Source organism: Mesorhizobium sp. WSM4817 (genome assembly GCF_055811135.1).
Map to the genome: position 1 here is coordinate 147,478 of NZ_JBVVQQ010000006.1, position 16,279 is coordinate 163,756.

Annotated in this window: 21 protein-coding genes; 14 read left to right on the forward strand and 7 right to left on the reverse strand. The window is 62.6% G+C overall.

Going from position 1 to position 16,279, the window contains the following annotated elements; translation table 11 throughout:
- From AC0L2K_RS11170 to hslV, 3 genes are all read right to left on the reverse strand, one after another.
- Entirely contained in the window at positions 1–600 is a 600-nt protein-coding gene (locus tag AC0L2K_RS11170) for a DUF2585 domain-containing protein (RefSeq protein WP_023796925.1), read from the reverse strand.
- Positions 601–640: 40 nt separating this feature from the next.
- Positions 641–1,186 carry a GNAT family N-acetyltransferase gene (locus AC0L2K_RS11175; RefSeq protein WP_287238514.1) on the reverse strand — a complete coding sequence of 182 codons (546 nt, stop codon included), beginning with the start codon at positions 1,184–1,186 and terminating at the stop codon, positions 641–643.
- A 73-nt stretch (positions 1,187–1,259) separates the two neighbouring features.
- Positions 1,260–1,811: an ATP-dependent protease subunit HslV gene (gene hslV / locus AC0L2K_RS11180; RefSeq protein ID WP_023796923.1), complete on the reverse strand. Its 552-nt coding sequence runs from the start codon at positions 1,809–1,811 to the stop codon at positions 1,260–1,262.
- A 239-nt stretch (positions 1,812–2,050) separates the two neighbouring features.
- On the opposite strand from hslV, the gene hisB reads away from it, so the two are divergent.
- The 9 genes from hisB to coaA all read left to right on the forward strand — a co-directional run bounded on the left by hisB (position 2,051) and on the right by coaA (position 7,856).
- Positions 2,051–2,650, forward strand: a complete 600-nt coding sequence (gene hisB / locus AC0L2K_RS11185) for an imidazoleglycerol-phosphate dehydratase HisB (RefSeq protein WP_473531375.1) — start codon at positions 2,051–2,053, stop codon at positions 2,648–2,650.
- 3 nt (positions 2,651–2,653) lie between these two features.
- Positions 2,654–3,130, forward strand: coding sequence for a DUF2628 domain-containing protein (locus tag AC0L2K_RS11190; RefSeq protein ID WP_473531376.1), 477 nt, complete (start codon positions 2,654–2,656; stop codon positions 3,128–3,130).
- A 1-nt stretch (position 3,131) separates the two neighbouring features.
- Entirely contained in the window at positions 3,132–3,782 is a 651-nt protein-coding gene (hisH, locus tag AC0L2K_RS11195; protein WP_128168855.1) for an imidazole glycerol phosphate synthase subunit HisH, read from the forward strand.
- Between the two features lie 3 nt (positions 3,783–3,785).
- Positions 3,786–4,076: a DUF1330 domain-containing protein gene (locus AC0L2K_RS11200; protein WP_023796919.1), complete on the forward strand. Its 291-nt coding sequence runs from the start codon at positions 3,786–3,788 to the stop codon at positions 4,074–4,076.
- Between the two features lie 3 nt (positions 4,077–4,079).
- Positions 4,080–4,829 (forward strand): 1-(5-phosphoribosyl)-5-[(5-phosphoribosylamino)methylideneamino]imidazole-4-carboxamide isomerase, encoded by a 750-nt coding sequence (gene hisA / locus AC0L2K_RS11205; protein ID WP_128168856.1) that lies wholly within the window; start codon positions 4,080–4,082, stop codon positions 4,827–4,829.
- On the forward strand, positions 4,826–5,662 hold the full coding sequence (locus AC0L2K_RS11210) for an arginase family protein (protein WP_287192205.1): 837 nt from the start codon (positions 4,826–4,828) through the stop codon (positions 5,660–5,662). Before hisA ends, AC0L2K_RS11210 begins: the two co-directional genes overlap by 4 nt.
- The gene (gene hisF, locus AC0L2K_RS11215) at positions 5,659–6,453 is read left to right on the forward strand and encodes an imidazole glycerol phosphate synthase subunit HisF (protein ID WP_167366398.1); all 795 of its coding nucleotides are present in this window, start codon (positions 5,659–5,661) and stop codon (positions 6,451–6,453) included. The genes AC0L2K_RS11210 and hisF overlap by 4 nt, the downstream gene beginning before the upstream one ends.
- Positions 6,454–6,545: 92 nt before the next feature.
- Positions 6,546–6,872, forward strand: a complete 327-nt coding sequence (locus tag AC0L2K_RS11220; protein WP_023796915.1) for a phosphoribosyl-ATP diphosphatase — start codon at positions 6,546–6,548, stop codon at positions 6,870–6,872.
- Positions 6,873–6,896: 24 nt separating this feature from the next.
- A complete protein-coding gene (gene coaA, locus AC0L2K_RS11225) occupies positions 6,897–7,856 on the forward strand; it encodes a type I pantothenate kinase (protein WP_023796914.1) in 960 nt (319 codons plus the stop codon).
- 433 nt (positions 7,857–8,289) lie between these two features.
- Here the strand turns inward: coaA and AC0L2K_RS11230 are convergent, their stop codons facing one another.
- The 4 genes from AC0L2K_RS11230 to AC0L2K_RS11245 all read right to left on the reverse strand — a co-directional run bounded on the left by AC0L2K_RS11230 (position 8,290) and on the right by AC0L2K_RS11245 (position 11,997).
- Positions 8,290–8,907: an alpha-ketoglutarate-dependent dioxygenase AlkB gene (locus tag AC0L2K_RS11230; protein ID WP_023796913.1), complete on the reverse strand. Its 618-nt coding sequence runs from the start codon at positions 8,905–8,907 to the stop codon at positions 8,290–8,292.
- A gap of 247 nt (positions 8,908–9,154) precedes the next feature.
- A complete protein-coding gene (gene lysM, locus AC0L2K_RS11235) occupies positions 9,155–9,628 on the reverse strand; it encodes a peptidoglycan-binding protein LysM (RefSeq protein ID WP_023796912.1) in 474 nt (157 codons plus the stop codon).
- Positions 9,629–9,808: 180 nt separating this feature from the next.
- Entirely contained in the window at positions 9,809–10,246 is a 438-nt protein-coding gene (gene arfB / locus AC0L2K_RS11240; protein ID WP_023796911.1) for an alternative ribosome rescue aminoacyl-tRNA hydrolase ArfB, read from the reverse strand.
- 140 nt (positions 10,247–10,386) lie between these two features.
- Positions 10,387–11,997: a phosphoenolpyruvate carboxykinase gene (locus tag AC0L2K_RS11245; RefSeq protein WP_023796910.1), complete on the reverse strand. Its 1,611-nt coding sequence runs from the start codon at positions 11,995–11,997 to the stop codon at positions 10,387–10,389.
- Between the two features lie 343 nt (positions 11,998–12,340).
- Here AC0L2K_RS11245 and AC0L2K_RS11250 point away from each other — a divergent pair, with 343 nt between their 5' ends.
- From AC0L2K_RS11250 to AC0L2K_RS11270, 5 genes are all read left to right on the forward strand, one after another.
- Positions 12,341–13,042, forward strand: a complete 702-nt coding sequence (locus AC0L2K_RS11250) for a response regulator transcription factor (RefSeq protein ID WP_023796909.1) — start codon at positions 12,341–12,343, stop codon at positions 13,040–13,042.
- Positions 13,043–13,183: 141 nt separating this feature from the next.
- Positions 13,184–14,965: a sensor histidine kinase gene (locus AC0L2K_RS11255; RefSeq protein WP_023796908.1), complete on the forward strand. Its 1,782-nt coding sequence runs from the start codon at positions 13,184–13,186 to the stop codon at positions 14,963–14,965.
- A gap of 3 nt (positions 14,966–14,968) precedes the next feature.
- A complete protein-coding gene (locus AC0L2K_RS11260; RefSeq protein WP_023796907.1) occupies positions 14,969–15,415 on the forward strand; it encodes an HPr kinase/phosphorylase in 447 nt (148 codons plus the stop codon).
- A gap of 164 nt (positions 15,416–15,579) precedes the next feature.
- On the forward strand, positions 15,580–15,981 hold the full coding sequence (locus tag AC0L2K_RS11265; RefSeq protein WP_023796905.1) for a PTS sugar transporter subunit IIA: 402 nt from the start codon (positions 15,580–15,582) through the stop codon (positions 15,979–15,981).
- Positions 15,978–16,274, forward strand: coding sequence for an HPr family phosphocarrier protein (locus AC0L2K_RS11270; RefSeq protein ID WP_023796904.1), 297 nt, complete (start codon positions 15,978–15,980; stop codon positions 16,272–16,274). The genes AC0L2K_RS11265 and AC0L2K_RS11270 overlap by 4 nt, the downstream gene beginning before the upstream one ends.
- The last annotated feature ends 5 nt before the right edge of the window (positions 16,275–16,279 follow it).

Consider the following 16,279-nt stretch of genomic DNA (forward strand, 5'->3'; position numbering starts at 1 on the left):
CTAAATTCCACTTTGCCACTGCCGGATGGACTCGAACGGATGCAGCAGCATGATCACGTTGAGTGTCAGATTGTCCCTGATGATGTAGCCGACACCGAATTCGAAGATGAGAGCGAGGGTCACGATCACCCATATAGGAAGCCTGCGCGCCATCACAAATCCCAGCACCATCGCCAGCGTGTCCGCCACCGAATTGATGATGCTGTCGCCGTAATAGTCGAGCGAGATCGTGCCGGCGCGGTAGCGCTCGATGATCAACGGGCTGTTCTCGAGAAGCTCCCAGCCGCCCTCGATGACGACCGCAAATGCCAGCCTGAGCCCGATCGGCGAGCGCGGGAACAGAGCCCACGCCAGCGCGTAGAACAGGAAGCCGTGGATGAGGTGCGAGAATGTGTACCAGTCGGAAATATGCTGGGAATTCTCCGAACTCTGCACGATGCCGTGCCACAGCTTGACATAGCCGCATTCGCAGATCGGCGTTCGGCCCATGCCGTAAAGGGCTCCAGCCTGGAATATAATCAGGCCGAGGACGAGCAGAAGTCCCATCCGCCAGCTGTCTTCATAGGCCGAGACGGTCTTGTCGGCGCCGCTTGTACTCATGCTGTTACTGCCCCTCTTCGGCGCCTTATTCGGCGTCCCCCTATTCGATATTGCCCTCTTGGGCGCCGCCCTCTTCCGCGTCGCCCGCTTCGGCGTCAATTGCCATCAGCACGGCGTCGCCATATTCCGATTGCCTGCGATCGATAGCTCTGAACCCGGCCTTTTGATAGGCACGGATCGCTCGTCCGTTGGATGGATCCGGGTCGATGATGACACGCGGTGCCCCTTCCTCGAACAGCTGTTCCACGAACTGCCGGACAATTGCCGAGCCGTGGCCGCGTCCGACAAGCTCGGGCCTGCCGATCGACAGATCGATGCCGAGCGTGCCGAAAGGCTGGTCGCTGTAGGGGTGGCCGTCCTCCAGATGCGGATCGTAGCTCTGCATGTAGCCGATCGGCTCGCCGTCGAGCTCGATGATCAGCGGCTCGACGGAAATGCTGTCGATGTGCTCACGGATCTGGGCGATCTCCGTCTCGGGATCGTCCCACCACTCGGCGACATGCGGCTCGGCCAGCCATGCCGCGATCATCGGCAGGTCCGCCTCGGTCACCGGTCGAAAATCATATCTATTTTCTCGTTTGGCCATGATCTCCTGCGAACCGAAGGTCAGCGAAGCAAAAACCGGTTTCCACTTTTCGGGATCATGGCCAGCGGCCGGCTCAGCCGGCATCGAGGATTTCGATGACAAAATTGTTGTTGGTGTAGACGCAAATGTCGGATGCGATCTGCATCGCCTTGCGGGCGATTTCTTCGGCATCCTTGTCGGTGTCCATCAGCGCGCGCGCCGCGGCCAGCGCATAATTGCCGCCCGAGCCGATCGCCATGACGCCATGTTCGGGTTCGAGCACGTCGCCGGTGCCGGTCAGCGCCAGCGAGACCGACTTGTCGGCAACCAGCATCATCGCTTCCAGCCGGCGCAGATAGCGGTCGGTGCGCCAGTCCTTGGCGAGTTCGACGCAGGCCCGCGTCAATTGCTCAGGATATTGTTCGAGCTTGGCCTCCAGCCGCTCCAGAAGCGTGAAGGCGTCAGCGGTGGCGCCGGCGAAACCGGCAATGACATTGCCGCTTTTGCCGATTCGGCGCACCTTCTTGGCGTTGCCTTTCATGATCGTCTGGCCAAGGCTGACCTGGCCATCACCGGCGATCACCACCTTGCCGCCCCTGCGCACGGTCAGGATCGTCGTGGCGTGCATGGTCAGTTCGTTCGACATCTCTGCTCCGATCAGCACCGGTCCCGACAAGGCGATTGGCGCATTACGAGTGACTTGATCGACCCTATGTATGCATAGGTCCGACGATTGCCAACCGGTCATCGGCCTGGCTCGATACTGCTTGGCACGGCAACTGGCAATCACCGGATCATGCTGCTAGAAGGCTCTCGTTTTCAAGCATGTGGACGCTTTCAAGCATGTGGACGCTTGGAACGCCTGAACTCTGGACAAGGATGAACATGCCGCCCCGTTCCGCCAACGCAAGCCGCAAGACCAGGGAAACCGACATCTCCGTATCGGTCCAGGTCGACGGCTCGGGAAAATCCGATATTTCGACGGGCGTCGGCTTCTTCGATCACATGCTGGACCAGCTGTCGCGCCATTCGCTGATCGACATGACGGTCAAGGCCAAGGGCGACCTCCACATAGACGATCACCACACGGTCGAGGACACCGGCATCGCGCTCGGTCAGGCGCTGGCCAAGGCACTAGGCGAGCGGCGCGGCATCATGCGCTATGCCTCGATCGATCTCGCCATGGACGAGACGCTGACGCGCGCGGCGATCGACGTTTCCGGCCGTCCTTTCCTTGTCTGGAACGTTGTGTTCTCGTCGCCGAAGATCGGCGCGTTCGACACCGAACTGGTGCGCGAATTCTTCCAGGCCCTGGCGCAAAATGCCGGCATCACGCTGCATGTCACCAACCACTACGGCGCCAACAATCACCACATCGCCGAGACCTGCTTCAAGGCGGTGGCGCGTGCGCTGCGTTTCGCGCTTGAAAGCGACCCGCGCCAGCCTGACGCGGTTCCTTCCACCAAGGGATCTCTGAAGGGATAGGCCATGGCCGTCTATGTCGTGATGGAACCGCCGGGCCGCGGCGAAAAGCCTGACACAACGGCCTTTGTCCGTGATGGGTTTTCCTGGCTTGGCTTCCTCGTGCCGCCGCTATGGCTGCTCTGGCACCGGTTGTGGATCGAGGCAGCACTGGCGTTTGTCGCCATGGCTCTGCTTTCGATGCTTGCCGAAGGGCTGAGCCTTGGGCTGGCCGACCCGCTGCTGTCGCTGCTGGTATCGCTCTATGTCGGGCTGGAAGGGCAGGCCTTGCGGATCGCCGCACTGCGCCGTCGTGGCTGGCACGAATGGGGCGTCGTCGAGGCCGACAGGCTCGACGATGCCGATACGCGCTATGTGCTGGAAGCCGAAGCGCATGCGGATGAGCCAGCGCCAGTGCCGCGCATCGTTCCGGACGCCGCCCATGCCCGGCCGGCACAGACGGGAATGGTGCTCGGACTGACGCACACGCCGGGAAAACCCTGACATGCGGGTCGCGATCATCGATTACGGCTCGGGCAACCTGCGCTCGGCCACCAAGGCCTTCGAGCGCGCCGCGCACGAGGCCGGCATCGCCGCCGCCATCGACCTGACCGCCGATGCCGAGCGTGTCAGAACCGCCGACCGCATCGTCCTGCCCGGCGTCGGCGCCTATGCCGATTGCGCGGCCGGGCTGCGCGCCGTGGCCGGCATGTGGGAGGCGGTCGAGGAGGTCGCGATTGTCAAGCGGCGGCCGTTCCTCGGCATCTGCGTCGGCATGCAGCTGATGTCGGAGCGGGGCCTGGAAAAGACTGTCACCAAAGGCTTTGGCTGGATCGCCGGCGACGTCAAGGAGATCACCCCGGCCGATCCTGCGCTAAAAATCCCGCAGATCGGCTGGAACACGATCGAGCTCACGCGCAAGCACCCGCTGTTTTCCGGCATTCCGACCGGCAGCAAGGGGCTGCACGCCTATTTCGTTCATTCCTACCATCTCGACGCGCAGAAGCCGGACGAGGTGCTGGCGATTGCCGACTATGGTGGTCCGGTTACAGCTGCTGTTATCAGCGACAATCTCGCCGGCACGCAGTTTCATCCCGAAAAGAGCCAGGCGCTTGGCCTGGCGCTGATCACCAATTTCCTGCGCTGGAGGCCCTAGAAAATGAGCAAGAAAGGCTACTGGATGGCGATGGTCGATGTCCGCGATCCCGAGGGCTACAAGCAGTATATCGAGGCGAACGCGGCGGCTTTTGCGAAATATGGCGCGAAGTTTCCCGTGCGGGCGGGGCGTTATGCGAACCCGGAAGGGCCGACAGGCAACCGCCACGTCCTGGTCGAGTTCGAATCCTACGACAAGGCGATAGAATGCTACGAATCGCCTGAATACCGGGAGGCATTGAAGTACAGGCTTGCCGCCTCGACCGGTCACTTCGTCATTGTTGAAGGCGCCTGAACGGTGATCCTGTTCCCGGCCATCGACCTCAAGGACGGCAAGTGCGTGCGCCTGAAGCACGGCGATATGGCGACCGCGACGATTTACAATGACGACCCGGCCGCGCAGGCCAGGGCTTTCGAGCAACAGGGCTTTGAATGGCTGCATGTCGTCGACCTCAACGGCGCCTTCAAAGGCCAGAGCGTCAACGGCGCGGCGGTCGGCGCCATTCTCAAGGCATCGAAAAACCCGGTGCAGCTCGGCGGCGGCATCCGCACCCTGGCGCAGGTCGAGGACTGGCTCGATCGCGGGCTGGCCCGCATCATTCTCGGCACGGTGGCGGTGCGCGATCCGGACCTGGTCAGGCAGGCCTGCAAGGCATTCCCGGGCAAGATCGCCGTCGGCATCGACGCCAAGGGCGGCAAGGTGGCGGTCGAGGGCTGGGCCGAGGCCTCTAGTCTCGGCGTCATCGAACTGGCGAAGAAGTTCGAGGGCGCCGGCGTTGCCGCCATCATCTACACCGACATCGACCGCGACGGTGTGCTGACCGGCATCAACTGGGACGCCACCATCGATCTTGCCGACGCCGTGTCCATCCCGGTCATCGCCTCCGGCGGGCTGGCCTCGATCGCCGACATCGTGCGCATGACGATGCCCGATGCGCAAAAGCTCGAAGGCGCCATCTCAGGGCGTGCACTTTATGACGGACGTATCGATCCGGCCGAGGCATTGGCGATCCTGGCGGCCGGACCGGAGAAGGCGAGGGCGCGATGAAACTCTCGATCATCCTCGCACCCTATGACAGCGGCCTTTACCATGCCGGCTTTGGCCAGGGCCCCGACGCCATCATTGCCGGCGGCCTTGTCGATGAACTAGCCTTGCGCGGCCATGACGTCATCGTCGAGGACATCGGCGAGGTCGGCGATGCCCAGAGACGCGAAATCGCGACAGGTTTCGCGGTTTGTCGGGCAGTCGCCACCAAGGTCGACATGGCGCGCGACGATGAGCGTTTTCCCATCGTGCTCGCCGGAAATTGCCTGACCGCCGCCGGTGCGGTGGCTGGCGACGCCGCGGATTCGATCATCTGGATCGATCAGCATGGCGATCTCAACACGCCCGAGACGTCGGCCTACGGCTTTCTCGACGGCATGGCGCTGGCGACGACGCTGGGGCTCTGTTGGCGGCCGATGACGTCAGCCATTCCCGGCTTCCAGGCGATCGACCCGTCGCGCTGCATGCTGGTCGACGCGCGCGACCTCGATCCAGACGAAAAGCGGCTTCTCGAGACGTTGCCGATCATTCGCGCCCAATGGACCGATGCACTCGACAACGTCGGAAAGCTCAAGGCGGCCGGCGCGGCCCAAGCGCATTTGCATCTTGATCTGGATGTTCACGATCCGGATGTGCTGCAAGTGAACCGCTATGCGCTGCCGGGAGGTCCAAACCCGGAACAGCTGCGGCAACTGGTTTGCGGGCTGGCCAAGTCGATCCCGATCGTCGGCATCACCCTATCCGCCTACGATCCTGCCTTTGACGCCAAAGGCGAGGTTCCGCCTGTCGTTGGGCAATTGCTTGGCGATTTTCTTGCCGCGCATGCGAGGATCTGATGCTGAAAGCCCGCGTCATCCCCTGTCTCGACGTCAAGAACGGCCGCGTCGTCAAAGGCGTCAATTTCGTCGACCTGATCGATGCCGGCGATCCGGTCGAAGCGGCCAAGGCCTATGATGCCGCCGGCGCCGACGAGCTCTGCTTCCTCGACATCACCGCCTCGTCCGAAAATCGCGAGACCATCTTCGACATCGTCGCCCGCACCGCCGAGCAATGCTTCATGCCGCTGACCGTCGGCGGCGGCGTGCGCCAGGTCGCCGACATAAGAAAGCTGCTTTTGGCCGGCGCCGACAAAGTGTCGATCAACACGGCGGCGGTGAGGAATCCCGATTTCATCGCAGAGGCGGCCGACAAGTTCGGCAACCAGTGCATCGTCGTCGCCATCGATGCCAAGATAGTGTCAGGCGAAGGCGAGGCCGACCGCTGGGAGATTTTCACGCATGGCGGCCGCGAGAAGACCGGCATCGACGCGGTCGAATTCGCTCAGCAGATGGTCGATCGCGGTGCCGGCGAGATCCTGCTGACGTCGATGGACCGCGACGGCACCAAGGCCGGCTACGACATCGCGCTCACCCGCGCGGTCGCCGACGCGGTGCGTGCGCCGGTCATCGCCTCCGGCGGCGTCGGCACGCTCGATCATCTGGTCGAGGGCATTCGCGACGGCCATGCCGGCGCGGTGCTGGCAGCATCGATTTTCCATTTCGGCACGTACAGCATTGCCGAAGCCAAGTCGCACATGGCACGAGCCGGCCTGCCGATGCGACTGGACTCGTCAGGGGATCGGCTCTAAAGCATGATCCCGAACCGAAGGTCCGTGCGCCAGCCAAAAGGGGGAACCGGTTTCGGAAAAGATCATGCTTAAACAAGCAGATAGATGGCGCCATGGCTGAGTTTTCGCTCTCCGATCTGGAGACAATCATCAGGGAACGCGCGCATTCCGGCGATCCGGATTCGTGGACGGCAAAGCTGTTCGCGCGCGGCATCGACAAGGCGGCGCAGAAGCTCGGCGAAGAGGCGGTCGAAACGGTGATCGCGGCCGTTGGCGGTGACAGACAAGCCCTCGTTTCGGAAAGCGCCGATCTCATCTATCATTGGCTCGTCGTTCTGGGTGTCGCCGGCGTTCCGCTTGCCGATGTCCTGACCGAACTCGAGCGCCGCACCGGTCGGTCGGGCATCGCCGAAAAGGCGTCTCGGCAGGACCGGGGCTGATCGCTGCGGAGGGCAGGAAACTCGATGGACCAGCTCGCCCCCACCGAGAAATATTCGCCCTTCCGTTTTTTCTCGGCGGAAGAATGGTCGCAGTTCCGCGCCGACACGCCAATGACGCTCGGCGAGGACGAGATTCGTCGCCTGCGTTCGCTCAACGATCCGGTCGACCTCGAAGAGGTCAAGCGCATCTATCTTTCGCTATCTCGGCTGTTGTCGGCCCATGTCGAGGCCAGTCAACTGCTGTTCAGGCAGCGCCAGGCCTTCTTCAACGCGGCGGATGTCGTCAAGACGCCCTTCATCATCGGCATTGCCGGCTCCGTCGCGGTCGGAAAATCGACCACGGCGCGCGTCCTCAAGGAATTGCTGGCGCGCTGGCCGTCGAGCCCCAAGGTCGATCTGATCACCACCGACGGCTTCCTGCTTCCCAACGAAATCCTGCGCCGCAACAATTTGATGGAGCGCAAGGGCTTTCCCGACAGCTACGATGTCGGCGCCCTGCTGCGTTTCCTGTCGGGCATCAAATCGGGGCAGCGCAATGTCCGCGCGCCAGTCTATTCGCACCTGACCTACGACGTCGTTCCCGGCGCGTTCCAGACCATCGACCGGCCGGACATATTGATCTTCGAAGGCATCAACGTCCTGCAGCCGGGCAAGCTGCCAAAGGACGGCAAGATCGTGCCTTTCCTGTCGGATTTCTTCGACTTCGCCATCTATATCGATGCCGAAGAGGAGCTGATCCATCAATGGTACATCGCCCGCTTCATGCGGCTGCGCGAGACCGCCTTCCGCGATCCGGACTCCTTCTTCCACCGCTATTCGCACCTTTCGCACGCAGCGGCCCGCGCCATCGCGGAAGGCCTGTGGGCCAACATCAACCTGAAGAATCTGCGTGAGAACATCCTGCCGACGCGAGCCCGCGCCGATCTCATCCTGCGCAAGGGCGCCAATCATCTGGTCGAGGAAGTGGCGCTCAGGAAGCTGTAACGAAGCGGTTAACGGCGCTTTAATGCATGTCGCGCAAAAGTGTGCAGCGGTTTTGCGATAACGACATGCATAAAACAATAACCTGAAGCGCGTCGCATGAGGCCGGTCACTGCATAGCGCCGGCCTGACATTTCCACCTGGCGCGGAACGCTCGCTCCGCGCCGGCTTCTCAAATTCGCCTCGGTCGGACTTGCGGCCACAGTGCTCTATGCGCTTTGTGCCTGCCCCTTCACCAGTGCCGGGTCAACATACCTGTCACCGGCCACAGCCTCGTCGCCGCCTATGCGGTCGCGGCAATCTTTTCCGGTCGCTCAGTCGCGGGCCTCGGCCGTGACACGAAGCGGGTGCCGGTTTTGGGAAAATCCGATGCCTGAAAAAAGTGATGAACGGCGATACGGCTCGACTTGAAAGTCCGCGCTTTTGCGCGACAGCATTAGCCAGGATAGGTCACCCGCCGCAGCGTCAGATTGATCCGCCCGCCGTTCCTGAGCAGTGCCGAGGTCGATGGATAGATACGGTCGACGCCGTGGAAACACAGGCGGCCTTCGCCGCCAAGCACGACGACGTCGCCGCTTTTCAGCCTGAACGATTTGGTGCCGCGTTCGCGCGTGCTCTGGCTGACCCTGAACAGGCAATCGTCGCCCAGTGAAACGGAGACGACCGGCGCGGAGAAATCGATCTCGTCGCGGTCCTGATGAAGGCCCATCTTCGCGTCGGGCGAATAGAAATTGACCAGGCAGGCCTCCGGCGGATGGGGATAGGCAGACACCTCGCGCCACAGCTCCAGCAGCACGTCCGGGATCGGCGGCCAGGGCGTCCCGGTCACCGGGTGCGTCGGCTGGTAGCGATAGCCGTGCTGCTTGTCGGTGACCCAGCCAAGCGAACCGCAATTGGTCATGCGCACGCTCATCTCCTTGCCGGTGCGCGGCATCGCCGGCACGAACAGCGGCGCTTCCTGCACGACCTGCCTCACATCCTCGACCAGCGCTTCCTGCACCGCGCGGGATAGGTAGCCGGACATGTGGCGGACGCCTCTGGGCAGAACGAGCATCAGCTTGGTCGCTTCATCGGGTTCATCTGGCGGACAATGCCACCAACAAACAAGAACGGCGACCCGAAAGCCGCCGTTCTTGTCCTTGGATGGCAATCGCCAGCTTAAGGTGTGGTGAGATTCAGGTCAGGCCGAGCCGAAAATGGTGGTTTCAGAGAACCGGAGCGGAGCGTACTTCAGTACGTGAGCACCGGAAGCGCAGGAAACCGCCGTTTGCAGGCCGGCATCACCTGAATATCAACATACCTTAGTCGAGATCCGGGATGCGCAGAACCTGCCCCGGATAGATCCTGTCCGGGTCGGTCAGCATCGGCTTGTTGGCCTCGAAAATGATCGTGTTCTTCGCACCCTTGCCCTTGCCATAGCTCTTTTCCGCGATCTTCCAGAGATTGTCGCCTTTCTTGACCGTGTAGAAGGTCGGTTGCTTGGCCGGGGCTGCGGGCGTGCCGGCCTCGGGTGCGGCGACCTGCAATTCATCCGCCTGCACCTTGGACACGCCGAGCGTGTTGCCGACGGCGATGATGGCTTTTTCGAAGATCGACTGATCCTTGACCACGCCTTTCAGCACAGCCGTATCGCCCTTGACGTCGACTTCCACATTGTCGGTGCCGAGCGCGTGCGAATCGAGTTCCTTCTTCAGCGTATCGGCGGTCGGCTCCGGCTCATCGTCGCCGAAGCCGAGCTTCTTGCCGACGTCCTTGACGAAATCAAACATGCCCATCTGGGGTCTCCTTGCTGTGACGAATACCGAACTTGCCACCTGCAACCTCGAATTGGAAGCGGTCTCGACCGCGATCGATGTCGCGCCCGCCGCATCGGCCCAAAACTCGGAATCGATTTTTGGAAAAGCACCATGCGTGGCTGCCAGAGCGCGCACCCTTTGCGTCCGGGTGGACGCGTGTCAATCGTCGTCCACGCGACCGCGCAGCTTCTTGATCGTGCCGCGCCCAGCCTTGGTCTTCAGCCGCCTTTCGACCGCGCCTTTCGAAGGCCTCGTCTTCTTGCGCGGCGGCGGCGGCGGTTCGGCGGCCTTGGCGACCAGTTCCGCAAGCCGCGCCCGGGCGTCCGCCCGGTTCTGCTCTTGCGTGCGGAAGCGACCGGCCTCGATGACGATGACGCCGTCCTTGGTGGCGCGCTGGCCGGCCAGCCTTATGGTTCGCTCGCGGACGCGCTCCGACAGGCCCGGCGCATTCGCTGCATCGAAGCGCAATTGCACCGCCGTCGCCACCTTGTTGACGTTCTGGCCGCCGGGGCCGGACGAGCGGATGAAGTCCTCGTGCAGGTCATCCGGATGGATCACCGCATCGTCGGCAATGATGATCTTGTCGTCGGCGTTCATGCCGCAGTCATGGCGCGGCGAACGAAAAAAGAAAAGGCCCGATCCCCGGATCGGACCTTCCCCCGGGTCGGGCCTTCCCGATCCCGGTCCCGGGTCGGGCGTTCCCGACCCCGGTCCGGCGCCTCGAGATGCAGCGGCGACTATTCCGCGGCTTCGCGCATGCGCGGCGCGGCGCCGAGCACGATGGCGTCGACATGCGGTTCGAATTTTTCGAAATTGACGGCGAACATGCCGACCAGCCTCGCCGCCTGCAGGTCATAGGCTGAGGTATCGGCCCATGTCGATCTTGGATCGAGAATGGCACGGTCGACGCCCGCGACCGCCACCGGCACCTCGAAACCAAAATTGGCGTCGGTCCGGTAATCGGCCCCTTTCAGCGAGCCGTCGAGCGCCGCGGCGAGCAGCGCCCGCGTTGCCTTGATCGGCATCCGCTTGCCGGTGCCGTAGGCACCGCCGGTCCAGCCGGTGTTGACCAGCCAGCAATCGACACTGTGATGGGCGATCAGCTCGCGCAGCAGATTGCCGTATTCCGACGGATGGCGCGGCATGAACGGTGCGCCGAAACAGGTCGAAAACGTCGCTTCGGGTTCGGTGACGCCCTTTTCGGTCCCTGCCACCTTGGCGGTGTAGCCGGAGAGGAAATGATACATCGCCTGCGCCGGGGTCAGCCGGGCGATCGGCGGCATCACGCCGAATGCGTCGGCGGTCAGCATGATGATGTTTTTCGGGTGACCGGCGCGGCCCGTCTTGCTGGCGTTGGGGATGAAGTGGAGCGGATAGGCGCAGCGCGTGTTTTCAGTGAGATTGCCGTCGTTGAAATCCGGCACGCGGCCGGCGTCGAGCACCACATTCTCCAGCACCGTGCCGAAGCGTTGGGTGGTGGCGAAGATCTCCGGCTCGGCTGCGGCCGAGAGCTTTATCGTCTTGGCATAGCAGCCGCCTTCGAAGTTGAAGATACCATGCGGACCCCAGCCGTGCTCGTCGTCGCCGACCAGCGTGCGCGACGGATCGGCCGACAGCGTCGTCTTGCCGGTTCCCGAGAGGCCGAAGAAGATCGCCGCGTCTCCGCCGGCGCCTTCATTGGCCGAGCAGTGCATCGGCATCACGCCCTTCGCCGGCAACAGATAGTTGAGCACGGTGAACACCGATTTTTTCATTTCGCCGGCATAGGAGGTGCCGCCGATCAGCACGATCATGCGCGTCAGATCGACGGCGATCACCGTTCCGGTTCGGGTGCCGTGGCGGACGGGATCGGCACGGAACGACGGCAGGTCGATGATCGTCAACTCGGGCACGAAATTCTCGAGCTCGGCGGCTTCCGGGCGAATGAGCAGATTGCGGATGAACAAGGAGTGCCAGGCAAGCTCCGTGACGACCCGGGTCGTCAGCTTCAAGTCCTCATCGGCGCCGCCGACCAGGTCCTGCACATAAAGATCCTTGTCCGCCGCGTGGGCGCGAAAATCGGCGAGCAGCGTGTCGAACTGGACCGGCGAAATCGACTTGTTGTTGTCCCACCAGACATGCGGCCCGGTGGTCTCGTCGCGGACGACGAATTTGTCCTTGGGCGAGCGGCCGGTGTGCTGCCCGGTCTCGGCGACCAGTGCGCCATGCGCGGTAAGCCGGGCCTCGCCGCGGCGGATCGCCTCCTCGTAAAGGACCGCCTCGCCGAAATTATAGCGCACCGCGCCGGTGGTTTTCAGGCCGATCCGGTCGATCGCCCATGCGGGATTGCGTTTGCCGGCTTCCGACATGAGGGGTTCCTTCTTCGATTGCAGCATCCTGGCCGGCGAACTTCCGGAGCCCCCAACGATGGAGACTGTAACGGTCAGAACCAGAAAAGCCAAATGATATCAAATATTTAATCGATTTAAATATTTTGAAAGTTGTTTAAATCGTTTATATGTGCGAAAAATCAGGCGGGTGCCCAAGGATTGGCGGTCTGTATCGGTCCAATCCATGTTGAGGTGAGATTGTGGCCGCCGGCATGCCGCTCGTGACAGCGGACGAAGCCTGTGCCACATTTTGTACCTAATTTGTCCTGCAAAAGCCCCTTCTCGACCAAAGAAGGGACAGATCATGAGGGAGCCACTTGAAATGGCAACAATCGCGCTTGTCGACGACGACCGCAACATTCTGACGTCGGTGTCGATCGCCCTCGAATCGGAGGGGTATCGCGTCGAAACCTATACGGATGGGGCGTCGGCGCTGGAAGGTCTGGCGGCGCGCCCGCCGAATCTCGCCATCCTCGACATCAAGATGCCGCGCATGGACGGCATGGAGCTTCTGCGCCGGATGCGCCAGAAATCCGACCTGCCGGTGATCTTCCTGACCTCCAAGGACGACGAGATCGATGAGCTTTTCGGCCTCAAGATGGGCGCCGACGACTTTATCCGCAAACCCTTCTCGCAGCGTCTTCTGGTCGAGCGGGTTCGCGCCGTGCTGCGCCGTGCCAGCGCCCGCGAGGCGTCGGCCAAGACGCCCAACCAGCAGGCCCGTTCGCTTGAGCGCGGCCAGCTTGTCATGGACCAGGAGCGCCACACCTGCACCTGGAAAGGCGAGCCGGTGACGCTTACCGTCACCGAATTCCTGATCCTGCATTCACTGGCCCAACGCCCCGGTGTGGTAAAAAGCCGTGATGCGCTGATGGATTCGGCCTATGATGAGCAGGTCTATGTCGATGACCGCACCATCGACAGTCACATCAAGCGGCTTCGCAAGAAGTTCAAGGCCGTCGATGATGACTTCGAGATGATCGAAACGCTTTACGGAGTCGGATATCGGTTTCGCGAAGCGTAAATAGGCAATAGGCAGTAGGGAATAGTCGGTAGTCAGTTTTGAATGGTGCGAACGGCCACTCAGCATCGCCGCGACCTCAGCCAACCATTTCTCTATTCCCTACTGCCTACTCACTAATTACTAAGCGGGGGCTGCTATTCGATGGCAGTGGACGTAGAGCGAGTGAGACGGACGGGCGCCCGGCGCCCGTCGCGGATTCTGCCCGCATTCCTGTCGAGGATCACGGTGCCGATGCGCCGCTTCCTCGGCCACCATATCTTTTCCAGCCTGACGCGCCGCATTCTCTTCCTCAACCTCGCCGGCCTGGCCGTCCTGGTCACCGGCATTCTCTACCTCAACACGTTTCGCGACGGGCTGATCGATGCCCGCGTCGAGAGCCTGATGACCCAGGGCGAGATCATCGCCGGCGCGATCGCCGCATCGGCGACGGTCGAGACCGATTCGATCAGCATCGATCCGGAAAAGCTGCTTGAACTGCAGGCCGGCGAAAGCCTGGGCCCCGGCTCCGATCAACTCGACAATCTGGACTTTCCGATCAATCCGGAACGCGTCGCGCCGGTGCTCAGGCGCTTGATTTCGCCGACGCGGACGCGCGCCCGGATCTATGACCGCGACGCCAATCTGCTGCTCGATTCGCGCCACCTCTATTCGCGCGGCCAGATCCTTCGCTACGATCTGCCGCCGACCGACAAGGAAGAGCCCGATCTTCTCGAGCGAATCCAGAAATTCGTCTTCGACTTCTTCCGCAACACCGCGCTGCCGGTCTACCATGAGCAGCCGGGTGGCAACGGCGCTGCATTTCCGGAGGTGGTCAAGGCGCTTACCGGCAGCCCGTCGACCATCGTCCGGATCTCCGAACAGGGCGAGCAGATTGTTTCGGTCGCCGTGCCGATCCAGCGCTTCCGCGCCGTCCTCGGCGTGCTGATGCTGTCGACGGAAGGCGGCGACATCGACAAGATCGTCGCGGCTGAGCGCAAGGCGATCCTGCGCGTCTTCGGCATCGCCGCCCTTGTCACCGCCATCCTGTCGATGCTGCTTGCCTCGACCATCGCCAACCCGCTGCGCCGGCTGTCGGCGGCGGCGGTCAGGGTGCGGCGCGGTGTCAAGAATCGCGAGGAAATCCCGGACTTCTCCGATCGGCAGGACGAGATCGGCAATCTGTCGATCGCCGTGCGCGACATGACCAATGCGCTCTACGCCCGCATCGAGGCGATCGAAAGTTTCGCGGCCGACGTATCGCACGAGTTGAAGAACCCGCTGACCTCGCTGCGCAGCGCGGTAGAGACCCTGCCTCTGGCCAAGAACGAGGCGTCGCGCGCCCGGCTGATGGAGATCATCCAGCACGACGTCAGGCGGCTGGACCGTCTCATCACCGACATTTCCGATGCCTCCCGCCTTGACGCCGAGCTCGCGCGCGAAGACGCAGGAACCGTGGATCTCAAGAAATTCATCACGGATCTGGTCGACGTTTCGCGCACGGCCACGCGCAACAAGAAGACGGTCGACATCGAGTTCAAGGTCGCCAAACTGCCGCAGGGCGTCAAAGGCTATTTTGTCGCCGGCCATGACCTGAGGATCGGCCAGGTCATCACCAACCTGATCGAGAATGCCCGCTCCTTCGTTCCTGAGGAGCGCGGCCACATCGCCATATCGCTGGCGCGCGCCGGCAAGGTCAACATCATCACCGTCGACGACAATGGTCCCGGTATAAGGGCCGACAACATCGACCGCATCTTCGAGCGCTTCTACACCGACCGGCCGGCCGGCGAGGCGTTCGGCCAGAACTCGGGTCTTGGCCTGTCGATCAGCAGGCAGATCGTCGAAGCCCATGGCGGCACGCTGACCGCCGAGAACATCCCGGGCACCAAACCCGGCGAGATCAAGGGCGCGCGTTTCGTCGTGACACTGCCGGCGGAAGGCTGATCTGTGCGTGCTGAAAACATTCATGGAACGGCGCTGCTGATCGGCGAGCGCGGCGTCCTCATCACCGGACCGTCCGGCGCCGGCAAGACGACGCTGGCGCTGACACTCCTGGATCATTGCCGCGCGCGCGGGCTGTTTTCGCGGCTTATCGGCGACGACAGGCTGCTCGCCACGGCCCACGCCGGGCGGCTGGTCTGTCGCGTGCCGGCGACCATCGCCGGTCTCGCCGAAGTGCCTGGCTTCATGCCGCGCCCGCTGCCGTTCGAGCCGGGTGGAGTGATCGACCTGCATGTCCGGCTGGTGCCGAAGGCAGAAATGGCCCGTTTCCAGGAGGAAATCAGCGAGCCGGTGGCAGGCTGTCCGGTGTGGCGTATCGACCTTGCCGAGCGCAACGCCGCCACGGCCTTGCCGGCGGTGATGGCGCGGCTGTCGATCGCGCCCTTTTTATGATCCGGTTCCGGTTTTTTGCTGCAATGCGTCAAAATGGCCTGGGCCTGTGCAATTTTGGGCTTGTCAACGCGTCTCGCGTCGACAAGATAGCGCTCCCGCCGCCTGGAATGGCCGGCGAGCATAAAATGCGGCTGTGAAGCGGCGATGACGGGAGCCACCAAAGAATGATCGGACTCGTGCTTGTAACGCACGGTCAACTGGCCGCCGAGTTCCGCCATGCCGTGGAACATGTCGTCGGGCCACAAGACAATTTCGAGACCGTGGCGATCGGCGCCGACGACGATATGGAGCAGCGCCGCAGCGACATCGTCGACGCCGTTGCCCGTGTCGACACGGGGGCGGGCGTCATCGTCTTGACCGACATGTTCGGCGGCACGCCCTCCAATCTCGCCATTTCGGTGATGGAATCCGGTCGTACCGAGGTCATTGCCGGCATGAACCTGCCGATGCTGATCAAGCTGTCCAGCATTCGCAAGGGCGACAATATGAGCGCAGCGCTGGACGAGGCGCAGGCGGCCGGCCGCAAATACATCAATGTCGCTAGCCAGCTTCTGAGCAGCAAATGAGCGCGCTGTCGGCCAACAAGGGTGACATCGTCCGGGAATTTCCAATCGTCAACCAGCGTGGCCTGCATGCCCGCGCCTCGGCAAAGTTCGTTCAGGTCGCCAGCGGTTTCGACGCCTCCGTCCAGGTCGAGAAGGACGGCGTCACGGTTGGTGGCACCTCGATCATGGGCCTCATGATGCTGGCGGCAAGCCCCGGCTATTCGATCCGCGTCACCGCCAGCGGCCCGGAGGCCGAGCAGGTGATCGACGCGCTGGAGCAGCTGGTCGCCTCCCGCTTCGGCGAAGAGTCCTGACGCCT

Bases quoted from the DNA above. Each gene is read 5' to 3' on its own strand.
- AC0L2K_RS11265 (WP_023796905.1), top strand. From the start codon at position 15,580: ATGATCGGACTCGTGCTTGTAACGCACGGTCAACTGGCCGCCGAGTTC.
- hisH (WP_128168855.1), top strand. From the start codon at position 3,132: ATGCGGGTCGCGATCATCGATTACGGCTCGGGCAACCTGCGCTCGGCC.
- AC0L2K_RS11220 (WP_023796915.1), top strand. From the start codon at position 6,546: ATGGCTGAGTTTTCGCTCTCCGATCTGGAGACAATCATCAGGGAACGC.
- AC0L2K_RS11190 (WP_473531376.1), top strand. From the start codon at position 2,654: ATGGCCGTCTATGTCGTGATGGAACCGCCGGGCCGCGGCGAAAAGCCT.
- AC0L2K_RS11255 (WP_023796908.1), top strand. From the start codon at position 13,184: ATGGCAGTGGACGTAGAGCGAGTGAGACGGACGGGCGCCCGGCGCCCG.
- AC0L2K_RS11210 (WP_287192205.1), top strand. From the start codon at position 4,826: ATGAAACTCTCGATCATCCTCGCACCCTATGACAGCGGCCTTTACCAT.
- AC0L2K_RS11270 (WP_023796904.1), top strand. From the start codon at position 15,978: ATGAGCGCGCTGTCGGCCAACAAGGGTGACATCGTCCGGGAATTTCCA.
- lysM (WP_023796912.1), bottom strand. From the start codon at position 9,628: ATGGGCATGTTTGATTTCGTCAAGGACGTCGGCAAGAAGCTCGGCTTC.
- coaA (WP_023796914.1), top strand. From the start codon at position 6,897: ATGGACCAGCTCGCCCCCACCGAGAAATATTCGCCCTTCCGTTTTTTC.
- AC0L2K_RS11200 (WP_023796919.1), top strand. From the start codon at position 3,786: ATGAGCAAGAAAGGCTACTGGATGGCGATGGTCGATGTCCGCGATCCC.
- AC0L2K_RS11250 (WP_023796909.1), top strand. From the start codon at position 12,341: ATGGCAACAATCGCGCTTGTCGACGACGACCGCAACATTCTGACGTCG.
- hslV (WP_023796923.1), bottom strand. From the start codon at position 1,811: ATGTCGAACGAACTGACCATGCACGCCACGACGATCCTGACCGTGCGC.
- AC0L2K_RS11245 (WP_023796910.1), bottom strand. From the start codon at position 11,997: ATGTCGGAAGCCGGCAAACGCAATCCCGCATGGGCGATCGACCGGATC.
- AC0L2K_RS11175 (WP_287238514.1), bottom strand. From the start codon at position 1,186: ATGGCCAAACGAGAAAATAGATATGATTTTCGACCGGTGACCGAGGCG.
- arfB (WP_023796911.1), bottom strand. From the start codon at position 10,246: ATGAACGCCGACGACAAGATCATCATTGCCGACGATGCGGTGATCCAT.
- hisB (WP_473531375.1), top strand. From the start codon at position 2,051: ATGCCGCCCCGTTCCGCCAACGCAAGCCGCAAGACCAGGGAAACCGAC.
- AC0L2K_RS11230 (WP_023796913.1), bottom strand. From the start codon at position 8,907: ATGCTCGTTCTGCCCAGAGGCGTCCGCCACATGTCCGGCTACCTATCC.
- AC0L2K_RS11170 (WP_023796925.1), bottom strand. From the start codon at position 600: ATGAGTACAAGCGGCGCCGACAAGACCGTCTCGGCCTATGAAGACAGC.